Genomic DNA, 17,535 nt, shown 5'->3' with positions numbered 1-17,535 from the left:
CGCGCGCGTCCGCGCTTCGGCCCGCCGGCGCTCACCGCAGCGCTCCGCGGGCGAGCATCTGGGGGAGGTCGCCGAGCGCACCGAGGGTCATCACCGCGAGCTCCCTGGCCGTCCGCATCGTCGGCTGCGCGCCGAGCTCACTGCGCACCGCGACGGCCTCCACGGCTGCCGGGAGCTTCACCGCCGCGTGACGCAGACGCTCGATCGGCAGGACGGAACCGGTGAGCAGGAACCCGATCGAGAGGTCGGGATACGACTGCGCCGTGAGAGCGGTGACGGCCTCGAGCCGCATCACCCGCGCCGTCTGATCGATCGTGGAGGTCGCGTCGAGGAGGGCCTTGGGGGTGACCGTGGGCAGCGTACGGATCGACAGCACCTCGGCGCGGCCGTGCTCCGGGATCTCGTTGCTCACCGAGAACAGCACGTCCCTGCCGTCCCGCACACCCTGCAGCGCCAGCGAGGCGGCCGCGCTGACGGTGTTCTCGAACTCGTCGTCGTCGGCGTACGACTCCGGGTCGAGATCCAGGATGACGGCGATGCGCGCGTGCCGGGACTCCTCGTACTGCCGCACCATGAGGGTGCCCGTCTTCGCCGTGGACTTCCAGTGGATGTGGCGCGGCGAGTCGCCGACGACGTACTCGCGCACCGCGTGGAAGGAGAGGTCCGCGTCCACCAGAGTGGTGCTCGGCGTGCCCTCGAGGTCGCGGATCAGTCCCGCGCTGGTGCTGGGGAGCCGCACGGTCACCGGGTGCACGTGGATGCGCTGCACGTCCGGCCACCGGAGTTCGCGGCGGAGGATGCCGATCGGGTCGCCGCGGGTGATGGTCATGGGGCCCACGTCGATGACGCCGCGGCGGTGCGCGGCGATGGTCAGCTCTTCCCGATGATGCGCCCCCGGCCGCAGCAGCGGGACGTGCGCCTCGACGAGGCCCTCGCCCACCGGCACGTCCACGACACCGGGGAGCGAGAGGCGCTCGCCGTTGTTGCGGACGTCCAGGGTCGCGCCGATCTCGGCGCCCGCGACGACGCGGTCGCGATCGAGCACGAGATCGATCCGGTAGTCATGGGCACCGAGGATGAACGGGACGCAGGCCACCAGCAGCACGAGCGCGATCGTGGCCACCGCCCAGGCCTCCACCCAGCCGAACAGCAGCCCGGCGAGCACACCGAGCACCACCGCGACGGCCACGAGCATGCCCGCCGTGGTCACCGTCTCGCGGACCCAGCCGACGGTGGCCCTGGTCGCGCGGCCCACGGAGCGGGCGACGCGACGCGCGCCGAAGACCGCGCCGCGCACGGGACCGCGGCGCGTGCGGTCGTAACGCGTGACGGTGGACGTCCGCGTCGACGTGCTCGTGCCCGCGGTCGTCCGCGTCAGGCGGGATTCGGTGCTGAAGGTCACGCAGTGCCGTTCTCGCGCGGGGGTTCGACGTCGAGGAGGATCTGCCCGACGACGGCCACGGCCGTCACCCCGTCGAACTCGGCCTCCGGCTCGAGGACCAGGCGGTGCGCGAGGGCGACGACGGCGAGTTCGCGCACGTCGTCGGGGGTGACGAACGTGCGTCCGTTCTTGGCCGCCCACGTCATCACCAGGCGGGACAGCGCGAGGGCGCCGCGCACACTGGCACCGAGACGGACCTCGGACGCCCGGCGCGTGGCATCGACGATGCGCATGATGTAGTCCGACACCAGCGGGTTCACGTACACGCCGCGCGACATCTCCGCCATCGTGAGGATCGTGTCGGTGTCCACGATGCCGTCGAGCACCGTCTTCGGGCGACCGGCGCCCTGCAGGATGCGCATGGTCGCCGCCTCGTCCGGGTATCCGATGGAGGTCTTGATCATGAAGCGGTCGAGCTGCGCCTCGGGGAGCCGGTAGGTGCCGCCCTGCTCGATGGGGTTCTGCGTCGCCATCACGAGGAACGGGGAGCCGACCGCACGGGTGACGCCGTCGACCGTGACCGTGCCCTCCTCCATGACCTCCAGCAGCGCGGACTGGGTCTTCGGGCTCGCCCGGTTGATCTCATCGGCGAGCACGATGTTCGCGAAGACGGGCCCCGCGTGGAACTCGAACGTGCCCTCCTTCTGGTCGTAGACCGTGATGCCGGTCACGTCACCCGGAAGCAGGTCGGGCGTGAACTGGATGCGGCTGCTCGTTCCGTTGACCGTCTGGGCGACGGCGCGGGCGAGCGCCGTCTTGCCCGTCCCTGGATAGTCCTCCAGGAGGACGTGGCCTCCGCTGACGGCGGTCGCGAGCACGAGCTCGACCACGTGGCGCTTGCCGAGGATCGCCTGCTCGACGTTGCCGGTCAGGATCGAGAACGTCTCGGCGAACCAGGAGGCCTGTTCGGGGGCAAGGGTGACGGGGGCGGCTGCGGTGGCTGGCATAGGGAAAGAGTATTCGTGTCGGGACGCTCGGCGATCAGGGGCACAGGCCCGTGACGCGATGCGTGATGGGGGTCAGGGTGGCGAAGGCGCCGGTCCACGTGAGCTTCACGTCGAAGGTGCCGGGGGTGTCGACCAGGGGCGTCACTTCGAGGATGTACGAGCCGCGTGCCGCGCCGGACACCGTCACGACATCACCCTCGACGACGGGCATGCAGGGCTGGAACACGGCGTTGACGACGGTCGGTGCGGTCGTCGCGGTGATGTTCACCTCTCCGGAGCAGGAGCCGGTCTGGGTGGCATGGCAGGCGCGTGCGCGGACCTGACCCGGGGACGAATCCGGGGTGAGCGCGAAGTCGCCGACCCACTGCCCGTAGAGGTAGTACTGCGGCACGAAGCCGTTCTCCACGTCGATGCGCGGCGCCGAGGCCAGGCCGTAGTCGTAGCGGTTCCCGTCGCGCCGCGGGTCCTTCGCGACCGTGTAGGTGGTGTCGCCACCGGGGCCGTCGACGAACGTGAACGTGAAGACGCTCGTGGGGGACGACTCCGCCACACCGTAGCCGTTCGACGCGCACGCCTTGACGTAGTACAGCTGGTACGGCCGCAACCCCTGCAGAGAGGGGGACTCGGAGCGCACCTCTCCGCCGGAGACCGACAGCGAGCCGTCCCCGTTCGCGGTGCAGCTGACGTTGCCGGACCGCCACGCCACGTAGGTGACCTGGACGCCCTTGGCGCTGCCGTTGGCCTGCGCGGCGATGCCGGAGACGTTCACCGCCGTGTTGGAGACCGCGGTCGCCTGTGTCGCCGCCGGGTCGAAGTACACGGAGCCGGCGACCGTCACGGACGTGCGGAAGCCACCACCCTCGTTCCCGCCGCCGGTCGGCGGCTGGAACTGGCTGATCGGGACGATCGTGAGGGTCTGCGCTCCCGGCGACAGCGCGATGTCGGCGGTGGTGGTCGCCCCCGTGCGGTTGATGACCTCGCCCGTCTCCTCGATCCGGAACGAGACGGCGTCGTCGGCGGCGTCGATCGAGACCCTGACCGCCCCGCGCCCGCGGTCCGAGACACCCGGTCGATACTCCGGCGTGGCCGTCGCGTTCGCGACGACCGGAGCCGCGTAGGCCCAGCTCGTGTGCGGCGAGGTGGACGCCGAGGTGCCGACGGCGTTGACCGCGGCCGCCGTGAAGGTGTGCGGGGCGCCGTTGGTCAGACCGCTGACCGTGCAGCGGTACACGGCACCGGCCGGACTGCAGGAGGCGTTGGCTGCGGCCCCGTCCTGAAGGATGGTCACGCCGGACACCCCGGGGTGGGCGCGCCGCGCCTCCCCGAGCGGCACCTCCAGCACGACGGTCGAGCGGGTGAAGCCCACGGTGGTCACGCTCGCCGGCGCCTGCGGGAAGCCCTGCAGGTCGAGCGTGAGGGTTCCCGTGCCGGTCCGCCCCTGGGCGTCGGCCACGACGAACGGGATGACGCACTGTCCTCCCGGAGCCTGGCCGCCGCGGGGCCAGCTCGCCGTGATCGTCTTGGTGCCGGTCGTCGAGATGGAGGCGACGTCGCAGCGCGCGCCTGCCCCGAGCGACATGAGCCGCAAGCCGGAGCCCGGCTTGCCGTCGAAGGGGTCGTACTCGCCGGCCACGTCGACGACGTCGATCGAGCAGTTGGCGCTGGTGACGACGCACTGCTTCGTGAAGGTGGCCCCCCGTGGAGCGTCGGGCGGGGCCGCGCCGACGACCAGGCGCACGGAGGCCGACGGCTGACCGTACTGCGGCACCGTCACGCTGACGTTCTCAGTGTTGCCGGGTCGTGCATCGGCGCGCGCCTCGATCGTCAGCTTCGCCCCGCTCTGCGTGACGACGAACGCCGACCCCGAGTACACGATCCGGTACTCGAGGGAGCCCGCGTTGCCCTCGCGTCCGCCTTCCCAGGCGGCCATGTTGGCGTAGAGGTCGACGCTCTCGGTGGCCCCTGGGGCGATCGTGTGCGAGATCGAGGAGAGCAGCAGCTGGGGCTCCGAGGGACGGATGCTGACCGGCACGTCGACGAAGGACCAGCGCTTCTGACCTTCCAGGCGCACCGGGATCAGGCAGGTGTCCGACCATGGCGCCTCGCGACCGGCGCGGTACTCCGCCTTGCGCGGACCGTCGGCCGCGCACGACGCTGCGGCCCGCTGAGCAGTGAAGGCGCCGGAGCCGATCTCCACGGCATCCGACGACGGCAGATCGAGGTAGTCCTGCACCGCGAACGACACGGACGCGTCCTCGTCGACGACGACCGGTGTCGCGCCGGGGACGAGCTGGACCTGCATATCGTCGAACGCCGGGATCCGCAGGAAGCCGTAGGCGGCCACGTCCCGTCCGCCCGCGGCGGTGCCGGTGAGCTGGAAGGGGACCAGCGCGCCCTCCTTCGGCGCCTCCCCGATGATCCGGTTGCCCCGCACCGTGTATCCGGACTGTTCACCCCACAGGCTCAGGCGCAGGGACGAGACGTCGCCGGACGGCCACCGCACCCGGTCCGTCACGACATCGACACCGCCGTCCGCGAGATCGTCACGGTCGCGCGCCGTGAGCACGGTGTCCGCGATGACCGGCTGATCGGCGACCGTGCCCTCGGTGACGGTCAACACGATGAGGCCCTGCGCCGTGCTCCCGGTCCGCGTCGATCTCACGGTGTAGAAGTACGAGTTCGTCCCCGCCGTCTCCCCGGCGCGCAGCACGACGCGGCCGTCCTTGAGGGAGGTGTCCGAATCGATCAGCGCGTTCAGCCGCTCGTACAGCGGATTGCCCTTGACGGGGGGCGCGTTCGGCACGAGCGCGGTGATCTCGAGCTCGCTCTGCGCAGGGTCGAGGTCGTTCGAGCGCGGGTCCAGCACGACCGGTGTGCGGGATCCTGCCTCGACGCGGACGTAATCGCTGAACGTCACCGGAGCGGCGTCGTCGACATCCGCGTCGAGGACGCCGATGCGGACAGCGCCGCTGCCCTCCTCGCCCTGCGGATCGCGCACGGTGTAGCGGAACGACACCTGTCCGCCGTCCACTCCGCCTGCCGGCGCCCGGTACACGATCGCCTCGCCGTTCGCCGAGATGGTCGCCGTGCCGCCGCCCTTCTTCGGCTGATCGACGCCGGAGAGGACCACGCGGTCCCCGTCGCCGTCCATCCCGGTCGTGGGCACGGGGACGGTGACCGTCTGGCCGCTGAGGACGCGACCGGTGAGGGTGATCGGTGTGGGAGCGCGGTTGGTTCCCGGCGGGACGACCGTGACCGTCACGACGCCGTCGTCGGACAGCGACGGGTTCCGTTCGAGCGAGACCGAATACGTCAGCCGATAGGTGCCGGGCGTCTTCGGTGCCAGGTACCGCAGAGCGTTGCGGTCGGCGAACACGAGCTCGTCCGGCTCGCCGGATCCCGTCACCTCCGGGAGCACGAGGAGCGGCTCCCCGCGTGGCGCGACGTCGTTCGCGGCGACCTCGATGCGCGTGAGCGAACCGGCGCGCACCGTCACCGCGTCCGGGAAGACGATCGGGCGGGTGACGGTGGACGGCGGGGTGAGGAACACGCTCACCGTGCCCTGCACCGCCCCGCCCGCGCCATCCGCGACCGTGACGGTGGCCGTGCCGATCAGACCGGGCTCTCCGTCCTCGGTCGTGCCGTTCACCCGCAGGCTCTCGTTGCCGACCACGCGCACGTTGAGCTGCGGTGTGGAGCTCACGGCGTCGGACAGCAGCAGCACGCGTCCGCTGGTGTTCTGCACGGCGCGGAGCACATCGACGGTCGTGTCCTCACCCTCGCGCACGAACGCGGTCAGGGGTGCCATGGCGAGCGCCGCGGAGCCGTCGACCGCCGTGATGCGGATGACGGCGGACTGCTCGGCTTGGGTCGTGACGTCCTGCACGGTGTAGGTCACCACGTACTGGCCCGGCTTCGCCGCGGTCAGCTCCACGGTGCCCGCGGCCGCGTTCGGGGTGACCTCGAAGCCCTGCGCGGTCGCGGCGGTCTGGACGGCGTCCAGGAGGCGATACGACCCGGAGCCTCCGGACAGGTGATCGGAGATCCGGATGGACTGCCGCTCGCCGACGCGCGCGGTCACCGCGACAGCCGATGCCTGGAGCGCGGGACTGCCGCTGACCTGGACCTCGAGGGTCTTCTCCGCGGTCGCGCCGTGCACGTCCTGCACCACGACCGTGATCGGGATCACGGCGTCCGCGGCGTTCGGATCGGTGTGCCGGATCGCGACCCGGCCGTCGTCCGTCGGCGCCACCATCACCGGCGCCGAGGAGTCCGTCTCGTAGGCGTCGCTCAGGATGAACGCATCGCCCTCGGGGTCCACCCAGCCGGAGAGCGCCGAGACGATCGTGCTGCCGCCGGCCAGGATCTGCGGCGCGGGCCAGTCCTGCGTGCAGGCCTCGACGCCACACCAGACCGGGGCCGAGTTGACGCCGGGATCGACGACCGTCAGCGTCACGGTCGCCGGCGGCGAGACGGCCGCGCCGTCCGTCACGGCGTAGGTGAAGCTCGCCTGGCCGGAGCCCGCCTTCACATCGACGACCAGGGACTGCCCGTTCGCCACGAGCGCGAGGTCCCCGAACGCAGGGTCGCTGAGTCCTGCCGAGACCGACTCGGGGTCGATCGTCAGGACGTCCTTCTTGTTCGGATCGTGATCGTTCAGCAGGACGGGCAGGATGACCTGCTCCCCCGCGCGCACGCCGAACGCGTCGTCGACCGCGACCGGCGGCAGCTGCTCCGCCACGTCCTCGACGACGATGGTGCCCTCCTGCTGCTCCGTGTCGTCCTCGATCTTCCACTGCTCGAGCGGGATCAGCACGCCGTCCGGAGCGGTCCAGATGAGCCCCGTCCCGGTCTCGACGAGCACCGCGCGGTCGCCGTTCCCCTGGAAGACCGGCTCGATGGCGGCCGCGTCGAGCGTCTCGTCAGGGACCTGCAGCGGGGTGGTCTCCCCCGCGCTCCAGAGCGTCCCGCCGCCGCTGTCGAGCCAGGCCGCGTAGGTCTCCCCGCGGACGGAGACCGGTGCGGCGGGGACGCCGGACGCCTCCGCCACGCGATCGGACTCGCCGGACGAGAGGTCAACGGACACGAGGCCGTCGGAATCGGCGACGAGCACCGCATCGCCTTCGGCGGCCCCGTGCTGCAGGTGTGCGTCCTCGGCGACGTCCAGGGCGACGACCTCATCGCGTCCGGAGAGCCACAGCTCCCCCGACCCCGGCTGCAGCATCGCCCAGCGCTCGCCGACGACCGCGATCGCCAGACCCTCGCCCGCCTCCGGCGCGTCGGCCACCGGCGACTCGTCTCCGAGGAAGCGGTGCTCGTCGATGTCGAACCGGCGGACAGCCCCCTCGTCCGCGGAGTAGAGGACGAGCAGGCCGTCCGGCGAGAGGCCGATCGCGTCGGCGGTGTAGGTCGGCGGGTCCTCCCCCTCCTCGACCTCGACCTCCGCGAACGGGTCGACGAGGGCTGTCCCCGCCCCGGCGGCCAGGGTCGACACGGACACCTGCCCGGTGTCGGTCCGGTAGGCCACGTAGACCCCGGCGGAGAGCACGTCGCGCGTCCCGGCGGGCGTCGGCTGCGAGGCGAGCGGCGTGCCCTCCTCCGAGCTGTCGGAGAGCAGATCGGAGGGGCTGGCCGCATCGACGTCCCACCGCTGCCGGTTCCCCTGGGCGAAGAGCACCGTACTGGAGCCGCTCTGCCACACCGCCTCGGGGTCGTCGACGTCGCGGACCGTGTCGATCTCGGCGAGCTCGGTGTTGACGCGGGCGTACTGTCCGCTGTCGCGCATGACCCAGACGGCCGGCTCGAGGCGCGGCACCTCCTGGGACTGATACCCCTGCGCCGTCACCGCGAGTGCCACGACGACCACGAGCGCGAGGATCCCCGAGATCAGCGCGATCAGCCTGCCCCGGGGTGGGGTCGTGGCATCGGCGCCGGTGCGGTTGCCTGCCGCCATCAGAGGATCCCCGTGAGGAACAGGGCCGCGGTGCCGATCCCCGCGATGGCGGCCGCGCCGATCACCGCGCCGACGATGCCGACGACCAGGGGCGACCGGGTCCGGCCGCGCGTGCTCGCCGGGACGTCGTCCCGCTCGCGGGGTGCCACCTGCGGACGGGCCGCACGCGCGGCCCTCCGGGAGTCGGGCGCGACCGTGGTGATGACGGGACCGCGGACGGTCGCGTCCGAGAAGTTCACCGGCGCGGCCGCGGCCCACTCCGCCGACGCCGCCTCGAAGACGGTCGGCGAGATGCCGAGCTCGTACTGCGCCCAGCGCAGCTTCTCCGCGAACTCCGCCATGCTCGCCGGCCGCTTCGCCGGGTCGCGATGCATGGCGCTCGCGAAGAGCTCGTCGATGATCGGCGGGATGCCGGGGACGGGCACCGCCGTGTACCGCGCCTTGATGATGCGGTCCGTGAGCTGATCGCGGGAGTTCGAGCCGCGGTCGGCGCGCTCGAACGGGCTGCGGCCGGCGAGCAGCGTGTAGAGCGTCGCGCCGAGGCTCCAGACCTCGCTGGGGATGGACCCGGACACGCGTTCCTGGAGGACCTCGGGGGAGCTCCAGGGCACGGACATCGCGATGGTCTCGCCCTGACCCTCCTCGATGACGGCGGCGGCGATGCCGAAGTCGGCCAGCACGGGCGCGCCGAGTGAGTTGATGAGCACGTTCGACGGCTTGATGTCGCGGTGCAGCAGCCCGGCCCTGTGCACGGTCTCCAGCGCGCCGGCCATGCGGACGCCGATGTCGAGCACCTCGGCGAGCGGGAGCGGGGCCTTCTTGTACCGCGCGCTCATCGTGTCGGGGCAGTACTCCATCGCGAAGTATGGCCGGCCGTCCGCCGAGATGGACGCCTGGTAGATCGTGACGATCGACGGGTGGGCGCTCAGTCGCGCCGAGATGTCGGCTTCCACGTTGAAGGTCTGCAGCACCTCGGGGTTCACGGCATCCGCGAGCAGGACCTTGACGGCGACGACGCGGCGCGGCATGTCCTGTTCGTAGAGGAACACGTCGGCGAACCCGCCGGACCCGAGTGGACGCACGTAGCTGTACCCCGCCAGCGTCGGCGGTGTCGCGGCCATGCGCGTTGCCACTCCTGCTCCTCACGGTCTGATGGGAGACCGCGCGCCTGCAGCCACCCGGCGTCGTGCGCCGGGAGATCCCCCGATGTGCCGAGTATATCGGGCGAGGGACCGTGGCCCCGCGCTCTTTTCCGTCGAGACGTCAGGCCTTCCAGCACCCCTCGATGTGGTCGTCCACCATGCCCGCCGACTGCATGAGGGCGTACATCGTCGTCGGGCCGACGAAGCGGAACCCGCGCCGGCGCAGCTCCGTGCTCAGTGCGGTCGACTCCGGTGTGACGGCGGGGACCTCGGAGAACGACCGTGGCCGCGTTCCGGTCGCCGGCGGGGCGAACGACCACATCAGCGCATCGAGCTCGCCGTCGGCCATCGACTGCACGATCCGAGCGTTGCCGATCGTCGCGAGGATCTTGGCGCGGTTGCGGATGATGCCGGTGTCGGCCATCAGCCGTTCCACGTCGGCGTCGTCGAACGCCGCCACCGCCTCCGGCACGAAGCCCGCGAACACCTCCCGGAACCGCGGACGCTTGCGGAGGATCGTGATCCACGACAGTCCCGCCTGGAAACCCTCCAGCGCCATCTTCTCGAACAGCGCCCGGTCCCCGTGCAGCGGCGTTCCCCACTCCTCGTCGTGGTACCGGCGGTATTCTGCGTCGTCGCCGACCCACGCGCAGCGCGCACGGGAGTCCGGCCCCAGGAGGAGGGAGGTCATCCCCTCACCGTATCCGCCCCCACCGACGCCCTCCCGCCCCGTCCCGCATCCCCTCGTGTGAGTTCAATTCCGCCCCTCCCCCCCCGCCTCCCCCGCCCGTTCCCCATCCCGCCACGACGCCCTCCTCCAACGGGGGATCAAAAAGGCCCTCCCGGAACAACCCCGCGGCACCTTTCCCATCCCGCACCGAGCGCGGAGGCAGTTCTCCGCAGGGGGCGCGCGGGACCCTCACGAGAGCAGCGCGGGATCAGAACTGTACCTGCGCGGTCCTCATCCGGAGACTTTTCCGTCCCGGCCCAGGGACTCGACGGTCGCGGGACGGAAGTCGCTCCTTATGCAGGCCGCGGAGGCGTGCTTTTGATCCCGTACTGGAGCGGACGGAGACCGTCAGCGGACGGACCCGGGACCGGGCGGGGTCAGTCGGCGAAGGTGGCGGCGTCGATGACGAAGCGGTAGCGGACGTCGGACGCGAGGACCCGCTCGTACGCCTCATTGATCGCTGACGCGGGAATGACCTCGATCTGCGCGGTGATGCCGTGCTCCGCGCAGAAGTCGAGCATCTCCTGGGTCTCCCTGATGCCGCCGATGTTCGAGCCGGCGATGGAGCGTCGTCCGGCGATCAGCGACCCCGCGTTCAGGGCGAGGGCCTCCGCCGGAGCACCCACGCACACGATGGTGCCGTCCACGTCGAGCAGCCCGAGGTAGGAGCGGAGGTCGATGACGGCGCTCACGGTGTTGAGGATCACGTCGAAGGAGCCGCGCAGGTCACGGAAGGTCTCCCGGTCGCTCGTCGCGAAGTAGCGGTCGGCGCCGAGGCGGAGGCCGTCGTCCTGCTTCGAGAGCGTCTGCGACAGCACGGTCACCTCCGCGCCGAGGGCGTGTGCGATCTGAACCCCCATGTGACCGAGGCCGCCGAGTCCGACCACCGCGACGCGCGTGCCGGGGCCGACCTTCCAATGCCGCAGCGGCGAGTACGTGGTGATGCCCGCGCACAGCAGCGGAGCCGCCGCGTCCAGGGGCAGGGCGTCCGGGATGCGCAGCACGAAGTCCTCGGTGACGACGACCTGCTGCGAGTAGCCGCCCTGGGTGATCGTCCCGTCGCGGTCGACCGCCCCGTAGGTGCCGACGGCGCCCTGCGTGCAGAACTGCTCGTCGCCGCGGAGGCAGTACACGCACTCCCGGCACGAGTTCACGAGGCAGCCGACGCCGACGCGGTCGCCGAGGGCGTGCTTCGTGACCTCGGCGCCCACCGCGGCGACCGTTCCGGTGATCTCGTGTCCCGGGGCGAGCGGGTACTGCTGCGGACCCCAGTCGCCGCGCACGGTGTGGATGTCGGAGTGGCAGATGCCGGCGAAGGCGATGTCGATGAGGATGTCGTGCGGGCCGAGCTCTCGACGCTCGATGACGGTCTTCTCGAGCGGGGCGGCTTCGGCGGGGGCGGCGTAGGCGGTGACGGTCGACATGATGCTCCTCGGGTCGGTACTCGCCGAGACTATCCGCCTCCGTCGATGAATCCGCTGTCCGGACGGCCCGGGCCGTGTGGGGACGGCCCGGGCCGATCGCTCAGCGCTTCTGCCGCTTGAGCGTCTTCTCCAGGACGGGCGCCTGACCGGTGGCCTCGAGGTCGGCGTAGTACGCACGGGCCTCGTCCTGCCGCTGCTTCTCCGCACCGCTCGCGATGGGAGCCCGCACGTGCTCGGGCTCGTAGCCGAAGGCATCCACGAGGTCGAGCGCGTACGGACGCAGCCGCGCGCACAGCCGATCGATGTAGCTCGACACCGCCGCCGCCCGCTGGGTGGAGAGCCGCCCGTGGATGAGGTGCCAGGCGAGGTGCTTCTCGATGAGCTGCAGACCGAAGAGGTCACGCAGCCAGGTCATGACCTTCTTCGTCTCGGCGTCGTCCATCGCGTGGACGGCGTCGGTGAAGGCCTCCCACTGCAGCAGCTCGCCGTGCGCCCTGGCCGCCTCGATGAGCTCGGCCTGGTTCTCGTTGAACAGCCGTGCCCCGAGCACCTTGTCCTTGCCGGCGGCACGCAGCCGGGTCGCGATGTCGGCGACCATCTGCTGTACGCGGCCCGCGAGGAGGTCGTGCTGCTGCTCCTCGCGCAGTCCGCGCTCCACCGACCGGGCGACCTGGCCGAAGTCGGTCACCGCCTGACCGAGCTGACGGAGGCCGGCGCCGTGGAACACCTTGCCGGCGGTCATCCCCACGGCGTAGCGCGCGAGCGCCGCGGCGTCCTTGCCCTGGAACTGCTTCGCGTAGTCGGTCAGCAGCCGCTTGCCCACGAGCTGGAGCAGGACGTTGTTGTCGCCTTCGAACGTGACGTAGATGTCGAGGTCGGCACGGAGCCCGACGAGCCGGTTCTCGAACATGAAGCCGGCGCCGCCGCACGCCTCACGGGCTTCCTGCAGCGTGTCGAGCGCATGCCAGGTCGACAGCGGCTTGAGTGCCGCCGCGAGCGTCTCCAGGTCCTCCCGGTCGTCCGGGGTGTCGGTGCGGCCGGAGAAGACGCCGTCGAACTTCTGCAGGAACTCGTCGTGCGCGAAGATCTGCGCGTACGTGGTGGCCAGGCGCGGGAGCAGACGGCGCTGGTGCTTGCCGTAGTCCATCAGCACGACCTCCTGCCCGTCCGCACCATCGAACTGGCGACGCTGCGTGGCATAGGTCATCGCGATGTGCAGACCGAGCGCGGAGGCCCAGGAAGCGGCGCCGTCGAGCGAGACGCGTCCCTGCACGAGGGTGCCGAGCATCGTGAAGAAGCGGCGGCCGGGGCTGTCGATCGCGCTCGAGTAGGTGCCGTCCGCGGCGACGTCGCCGTAGCGGTTCAGCAGGTTCGTGCGCGGGATGCGCACCTGGTCGAAGGAGAGCCGGCCGTTGTCGATGCCGTTCAGTCCGCCCTTGAGACCGTCGTCCTCGCGACCGATGCCCGGCAGATCCACGCCGTCCTCGCCGCGCAGGGGCACGTAGAAGCAGTGCACGCCGTGGTTGACGCCGTTGGTGATGAGCTGCGCGAACACCGTCGCCGCGATGCCGTGCAGCGCCGCGTTGCCGAGGTACTCCTTCACAGCTCCCCGGAACGGCGTGTGGATGACGAACTCCTCCGTCTCCGGGTCGTAGGTGGCGGTGGTGCCGACCGCGGCGACGTCGGAGCCGTGACCGATCTCGGTCATCGCGAACGCGCCGGGGATCGACAGATCCATGACACCGGGGAGCCACTTGTCGTGGTGCTCCTTCGTGCCGAGCTGCAGGATCGCGGAGCCGAAGAGGCCCCACTGCACGCCCGACTTGATCTGTAGGCTCGGGTCGGCGGCGACGAGCTCCTCGAATCCGGCGATGTTGCCGCCGTTGTTCTCCTCGCCGCCGAAGCGCTTCGGGAACGCCCGGTGCACGGCCTTGTTGTCGACGAGGAGGTGGAGCTGGCTGAGCACGCGCTCGCGGTGGTCGTCCTTGCCGAGCTCATCCTTCCGCCAGAACGCCGAGTCCTTGATCATCTCGCGGGCCTGGCGGCGCACGTCGCCCCAGGTGCCCATCAGGGCGTCGTTCAGGCGGGCGACATCGATCCGCGGGGCGGTCGCGCTCTCGCGCGGGTCAGGTGTCGTCGAAGGGCGGACGGCGGCGTCGACCATGAGCGTTCCTCTCGGAGAGACGAAGGTGGATGCCTCTCATGGTAGGTGTGCGACAAAACGACATGAAGTCCCCTGTCCGCATCCTCCAACCACCGGCCGCCCCGTCCGCGCCTGTCGTTGTCGGCTCGCGACAGGTTCGGCCCGTCGACCCACCCCCTTCCATGCGCCCCGGCCCCCTGCGGGCGTCCGCGAAGGGGGGGCTCGAACGGAAGGGGGTGGGTCGACGTCAGGAGGCGGCGATGACGGCGAGCACGCCGTCGCCGTAGGCCTCGCGCTTCTTCGCACCGATGCCGGTGATGCCGTCGAGGTCGGCGTGCGACGTGGGACGATGCTCCGCGAGAGCACGGAGCGTGGCATCACCGAAGACGATGTACGCCGGGACGCCCTGTTCCCTGGCGGTCTCGGCCCGCCAGGCCCGCAGCGCCTCGAACAGCTCCCGGTCTCCGGCGTCGAGGGCGTCGGCGGCACTCGCCTTCCGGGCGCGGGACGGCGAGGACGGGCGTCCGATCGTGTCTTTCCGGAGGGGCACCGCAGTCTCGCCGCGCAGCACCCCGGCCGCCGCCTCCCCCGGCGCGAGCGTGCCGTAGTCGCCCTGCGCGACGAGGATGCCCCGGGCGAGGAGCTGGCGCACCACGCTCCGCCAGTCCTGGTCGGAGAGGTCGGCGCCGATGCCGTAGGTCGCGAGGGCGTCGTGCCGCTGCTGGCGGATGCGCTCGGTCGAGGCACCGCGGAGGATGTCGATGAGGTGGCCCGCGCCGAAGGCCTGATTCCGCTCGCGCTTGAGGCGCACGATCGTGGACAGCAGCTTCTGCGCGGGGACGAGCCCGTCGAAGGTCGCCGTGTCGTCGAGGCACGTGTCGCAGTTGCCGCAGGGCTGCGAGTCCTGACCGAAGTACCCGAGGAGGTTCTGCCGGCGGCACTCCACCGTCTCGCACAGGGCCAGCATCGCGTCGAGGTGCTGCCCCATGCGCATCTTGAACGTGCGGTCTCCGGGACTCTGATCGATCAGACGGCGCTGCTGAACGACGTCGCCGAGCCCGTACGCCATCCACGCCACGGACGGCTCGCCGTCGCGGCCGGCGCGGCCGGTCTCCTGGTAGTACCCCTCGACCGATTTCGGCAGATCGATGTGGGCGACGAAGCGCACGTCGGGCTTGTCGATGCCCATGCCGAACGCGATCGTCGCCACCATCACCACGCCGTCCTCGCGGAGGAAGCGCGACTGGTTCGCCGCCCGCACCTCGGCGGGCAGGCCCGCGTGGTACGGCAACGCGTCAAGACCCTGCGCGGCGAGATAGGTCGCCGTCTGCTCGACGGACTTCCGGCTGAGCGCGTAGACGATGCCCGCCGCGCCCTCCGGCTGCGACCGGATGAACTGCACGAGCTGCTTGCGCGGGTCGACCTTCGGGACGATCCGGTACTGGATGTTGGGGCGGTCGAAGCTCGCAACGAAGTGCTTCGCCGCGTCGAGGTGCAGACGCTCGGTGAGCTCCTTGTGCGTGGCCCGCGTCGCGGTCGCGGTCAGGGCCATGCGCGGGACGCCGGGGAACCGCTCGCCCAGGTCGCCGAGCGCGAGGTAGTCGGGCCGGAAGTCGTGACCCCACTGCGACACGCAGTGGGCCTCGTCGATGGCGATGACACTGAGCGTGCCGCGCTGCAAGAGGGAGGTCGTCTGCGCGCCCGACAGCCGCTCCGGGGCGACGTAGAGGAGGTCGAGCTCTCCGGCGACGTAGGCGCGCTCGACCTCGCGGCGCTCCTCGATCGACTGGGTGGAGTTGAGGTACGCGGCCTTCACGCCGTTGGCGCGCAGCGCGTCGACCTGGTCGTGCATGAGCGCGATGAGCGGGCTGATGACCAGTCCGGTGCCCTCGCGGACGAGTGCCGGCACCTGGTACGTGATGCTCTTGCCGCCGCCGGTGGGCATCAGGACGACGGCGTCGCCGCCGCCGATGACCTGCTCGACGATGGCCGCCTGGTCGCCGCGGAAGTCGTCGTAGCCGAACACGGTGTGCAGTGCCTCGCGGGCCGTCGCATACCGGCTGGGCGTGGCACGGCGGACGGCCGGCGCGGTGGTCACCGCGGTCGTCGGGCCCGGACCCCAGTCGAGGGGCGGCTCGAAGCCCGCGCCCTGCGGCTCCCAGTCCATCGGCTCCGGCGGCTCGGTCGGCTCCCACCCGTCGTCCCAGGGCTGGTCGGATGCCGCGTCCGGCTCGGGGATCCATCCGTCGTACGGATCACGGGGAGTCTGCGGCATCCCTCCAGCGTAATCACCCCGACGGACAGCGGCACGGCGACGTCCACAGGCCCGCACCCCCGATCCCGGGCGTAGGTTGGTTCCAGACGCCGGAAGGAGCATCCGATGACCGACATCACCGTGACCCGCAACGACGAGGCCTCCCGCTACGAGATCCGTTCCGATGACGTGCTGGCCGGGTTCGCCGAGTTCGACACCCGCCCCGGCGCGATCCGGTTCCTGCACACCGAGATCGACCCCGCTTTCCAGGGCCAGGGCCTGGCCGGGAAGCTCGCCGCGGCGGCACTGACCGACGTGGCGTCGACGGGCGACGCGATCGTGCCGCTCTGCCCGTACATCGCGAAGTACCTCCAGACGCACGAGGTGCCCGGCGCCGAGATCCGCTGGCCGCAGCGTCCGGGCTCGACGGCGGACGCCCCGGTGCAGGAGGAGTCGGCCGGCGCGGACGAGGACCCCACGGGCAGGGCGGAATGATCGGGCAGCGCCGCCTCGTCCTCGAGCCGCGGGCGGTCCCGCTCGGCGGCGTGCGCGGCATGGAGGTGCTGCGGGTGCTGCCGCATCGCAACCTCCCCACCATCGGCGCGTGGTGCTTCCTCGACCGGTTCGGCCCGGCCGAGACCCGGATGCGTGTCGAGCCGCACCCGCACATCGGTCTGCAGACGGTGACCTGGCCGCTCGTCGGCGAGATCCGGCACCGCGATTCGCTGGGCAGCGACGCCGACCTCCGACGCGGACAGCTCAACCTCATGACCGCCGGCAACGGCATCTCGCATTCGGAGTACTCCGTCGGTGACGGCCCCGTCCCGCTCGACGCGCTGCAGTTCTGGGTCGTTCTCCCGGAGTCCGCGCGCCACGGCGACGGCGGCTTCGAGCGGCACACCGATCTGCCGACGACGACGCTGCCGTCCGCGACCGGATCGGACGCCACGGCCACGGTCGTGCTCGGCGAGTTCGCGGGCGTGCACTCGCCGGCGACCGTGCACACACCGATCGTCGGGGCGGAGATCGTCGTGCCGGCCGGAACCACCGTGCGCCTGCCGCTGCGGCCGGAGTGGGAGCACGCGCTGCTCCTCGTCGAGGGCGACGCCGCCGTCCCGGAGCACGCGATGACCCGCAACGACATGCTCTATCTCGGTGATTCCCGCGACGGCGTCGAGGTGACCAGCAGTGAGGGCGGCTTGCTGTTCCTCCTCGGGGGTGAGCCGTTCGAGGACGAGATCGTCATGTGGTGGAACTTCGCCGGGCGCTCCCACGACGAGATCGTCGCCGCCCGCGAGGACTGGGAGGCCGCGTCCCCCCGGTTCGGCGTCGTCGAGGGGCACGACCAGCGCATCCCCGCGCCGCCGCTCCCTCCGGTGCGCCTGATGCCGCGCAGCCGCACCCTCTGACCCCCTCCCGCTGAGGCACTCCCGCTGATTCAGGCACTCCCGCCAACACAGGCACTCTTGGTGCTCCCTGCCTGCTCTCACGCCAGTGCCTG

10 protein-coding genes are annotated in these 17,535 nt (G+C 71.3%); 2 read left to right on the top strand and 8 right to left on the bottom strand.

Features of this window, described 5'->3' with window-relative positions; all coding sequences use genetic code 11:
• Positions 1 to 31 precede the first annotated feature (31 nt).
• The 8 genes from AB0310_RS12335 to recQ all read right to left on the bottom strand — a co-directional run bounded on the left by AB0310_RS12335 (position 32) and on the right by recQ (position 16,055).
• Positions 32 to 1,402: a DUF58 domain-containing protein gene (locus tag AB0310_RS12335; protein WP_268777671.1), complete on the bottom strand. Its 1,371-nt coding sequence runs from the start codon at positions 1,400 to 1,402 to the stop codon at positions 32 to 34.
• Positions 1,399 to 2,388: an AAA family ATPase gene (locus AB0310_RS12330; protein WP_187663146.1), complete on the bottom strand. Its 990-nt coding sequence runs from the start codon at positions 2,386 to 2,388 to the stop codon at positions 1,399 to 1,401. Before AB0310_RS12330 ends, AB0310_RS12335 begins: the two co-directional genes overlap by 4 nt.
• 34 nt (positions 2,389 to 2,422) lie before the next feature.
• Positions 2,423 to 8,341, bottom strand: a complete 5,919-nt coding sequence (locus tag AB0310_RS12325; protein ID WP_366237349.1) for an Ig-like domain-containing protein — start codon at positions 8,339 to 8,341, stop codon at positions 2,423 to 2,425.
• Positions 8,341 to 9,474: a serine/threonine-protein kinase gene (locus AB0310_RS12320; protein WP_366237348.1), complete on the bottom strand. Its 1,134-nt coding sequence runs from the start codon at positions 9,472 to 9,474 to the stop codon at positions 8,341 to 8,343. The genes AB0310_RS12325 and AB0310_RS12320 overlap by 1 nt, the downstream gene beginning before the upstream one ends.
• Before the next feature lie 130 nt (positions 9,475 to 9,604).
• Positions 9,605 to 10,174 carry a DNA-3-methyladenine glycosylase I gene (locus tag AB0310_RS12315; RefSeq protein ID WP_259952775.1) on the bottom strand — a complete coding sequence of 190 codons (570 nt, stop codon included), beginning with the start codon at positions 10,172 to 10,174 and terminating at the stop codon, positions 9,605 to 9,607.
• A 416-nt stretch (positions 10,175 to 10,590) separates the two neighbouring features.
• Positions 10,591 to 11,637, bottom strand: a complete 1,047-nt coding sequence (locus tag AB0310_RS12310; protein ID WP_259952776.1) for an NAD(P)-dependent alcohol dehydrogenase — start codon at positions 11,635 to 11,637, stop codon at positions 10,591 to 10,593.
• Positions 11,638 to 11,737: 100 nt separating this feature from the next.
• The gene (locus AB0310_RS12305) at positions 11,738 to 13,801 is read right to left on the bottom strand and encodes an acyl-CoA dehydrogenase family protein (protein WP_259952778.1); all 2,064 of its coding nucleotides are present in this window, start codon (positions 13,799 to 13,801) and stop codon (positions 11,738 to 11,740) included.
• Between the two features lie 226 nt (positions 13,802 to 14,027).
• A complete protein-coding gene (gene recQ / locus AB0310_RS12300) occupies positions 14,028 to 16,055 on the bottom strand; it encodes a DNA helicase RecQ (protein ID WP_259952779.1) in 2,028 nt (675 codons plus the stop codon).
• Between the two features lie 105 nt (positions 16,056 to 16,160).
• Between recQ and AB0310_RS12295 the strand changes: the two genes are divergently transcribed.
• Both AB0310_RS12295 and AB0310_RS12290 read left to right on the top strand, forming a co-directional pair.
• The gene (locus AB0310_RS12295) at positions 16,161 to 16,529 is read left to right on the top strand and encodes a GNAT family N-acetyltransferase (protein WP_315638086.1); all 369 of its coding nucleotides are present in this window, start codon (positions 16,161 to 16,163) and stop codon (positions 16,527 to 16,529) included.
• Positions 16,526 to 17,443: a pirin family protein gene (locus AB0310_RS12290; RefSeq protein WP_366237347.1), complete on the top strand. Its 918-nt coding sequence runs from the start codon at positions 16,526 to 16,528 to the stop codon at positions 17,441 to 17,443. The genes AB0310_RS12295 and AB0310_RS12290 overlap by 4 nt, the downstream gene beginning before the upstream one ends.
• Positions 17,444 to 17,535 lie beyond the last annotated feature (92 nt).

It is taken from the genome of Microbacterium meiriae (assembly GCF_040702565.1).
In the GTDB taxonomy this organism is placed as follows: domain Bacteria; phylum Actinomycetota; class Actinomycetes; order Actinomycetales; family Microbacteriaceae; genus Microbacterium; species Microbacterium meiriae.
The sequence above is the reverse complement of the archived record's forward strand: the minus strand, read 5'-3'. Positions and strand labels throughout refer to the sequence as shown.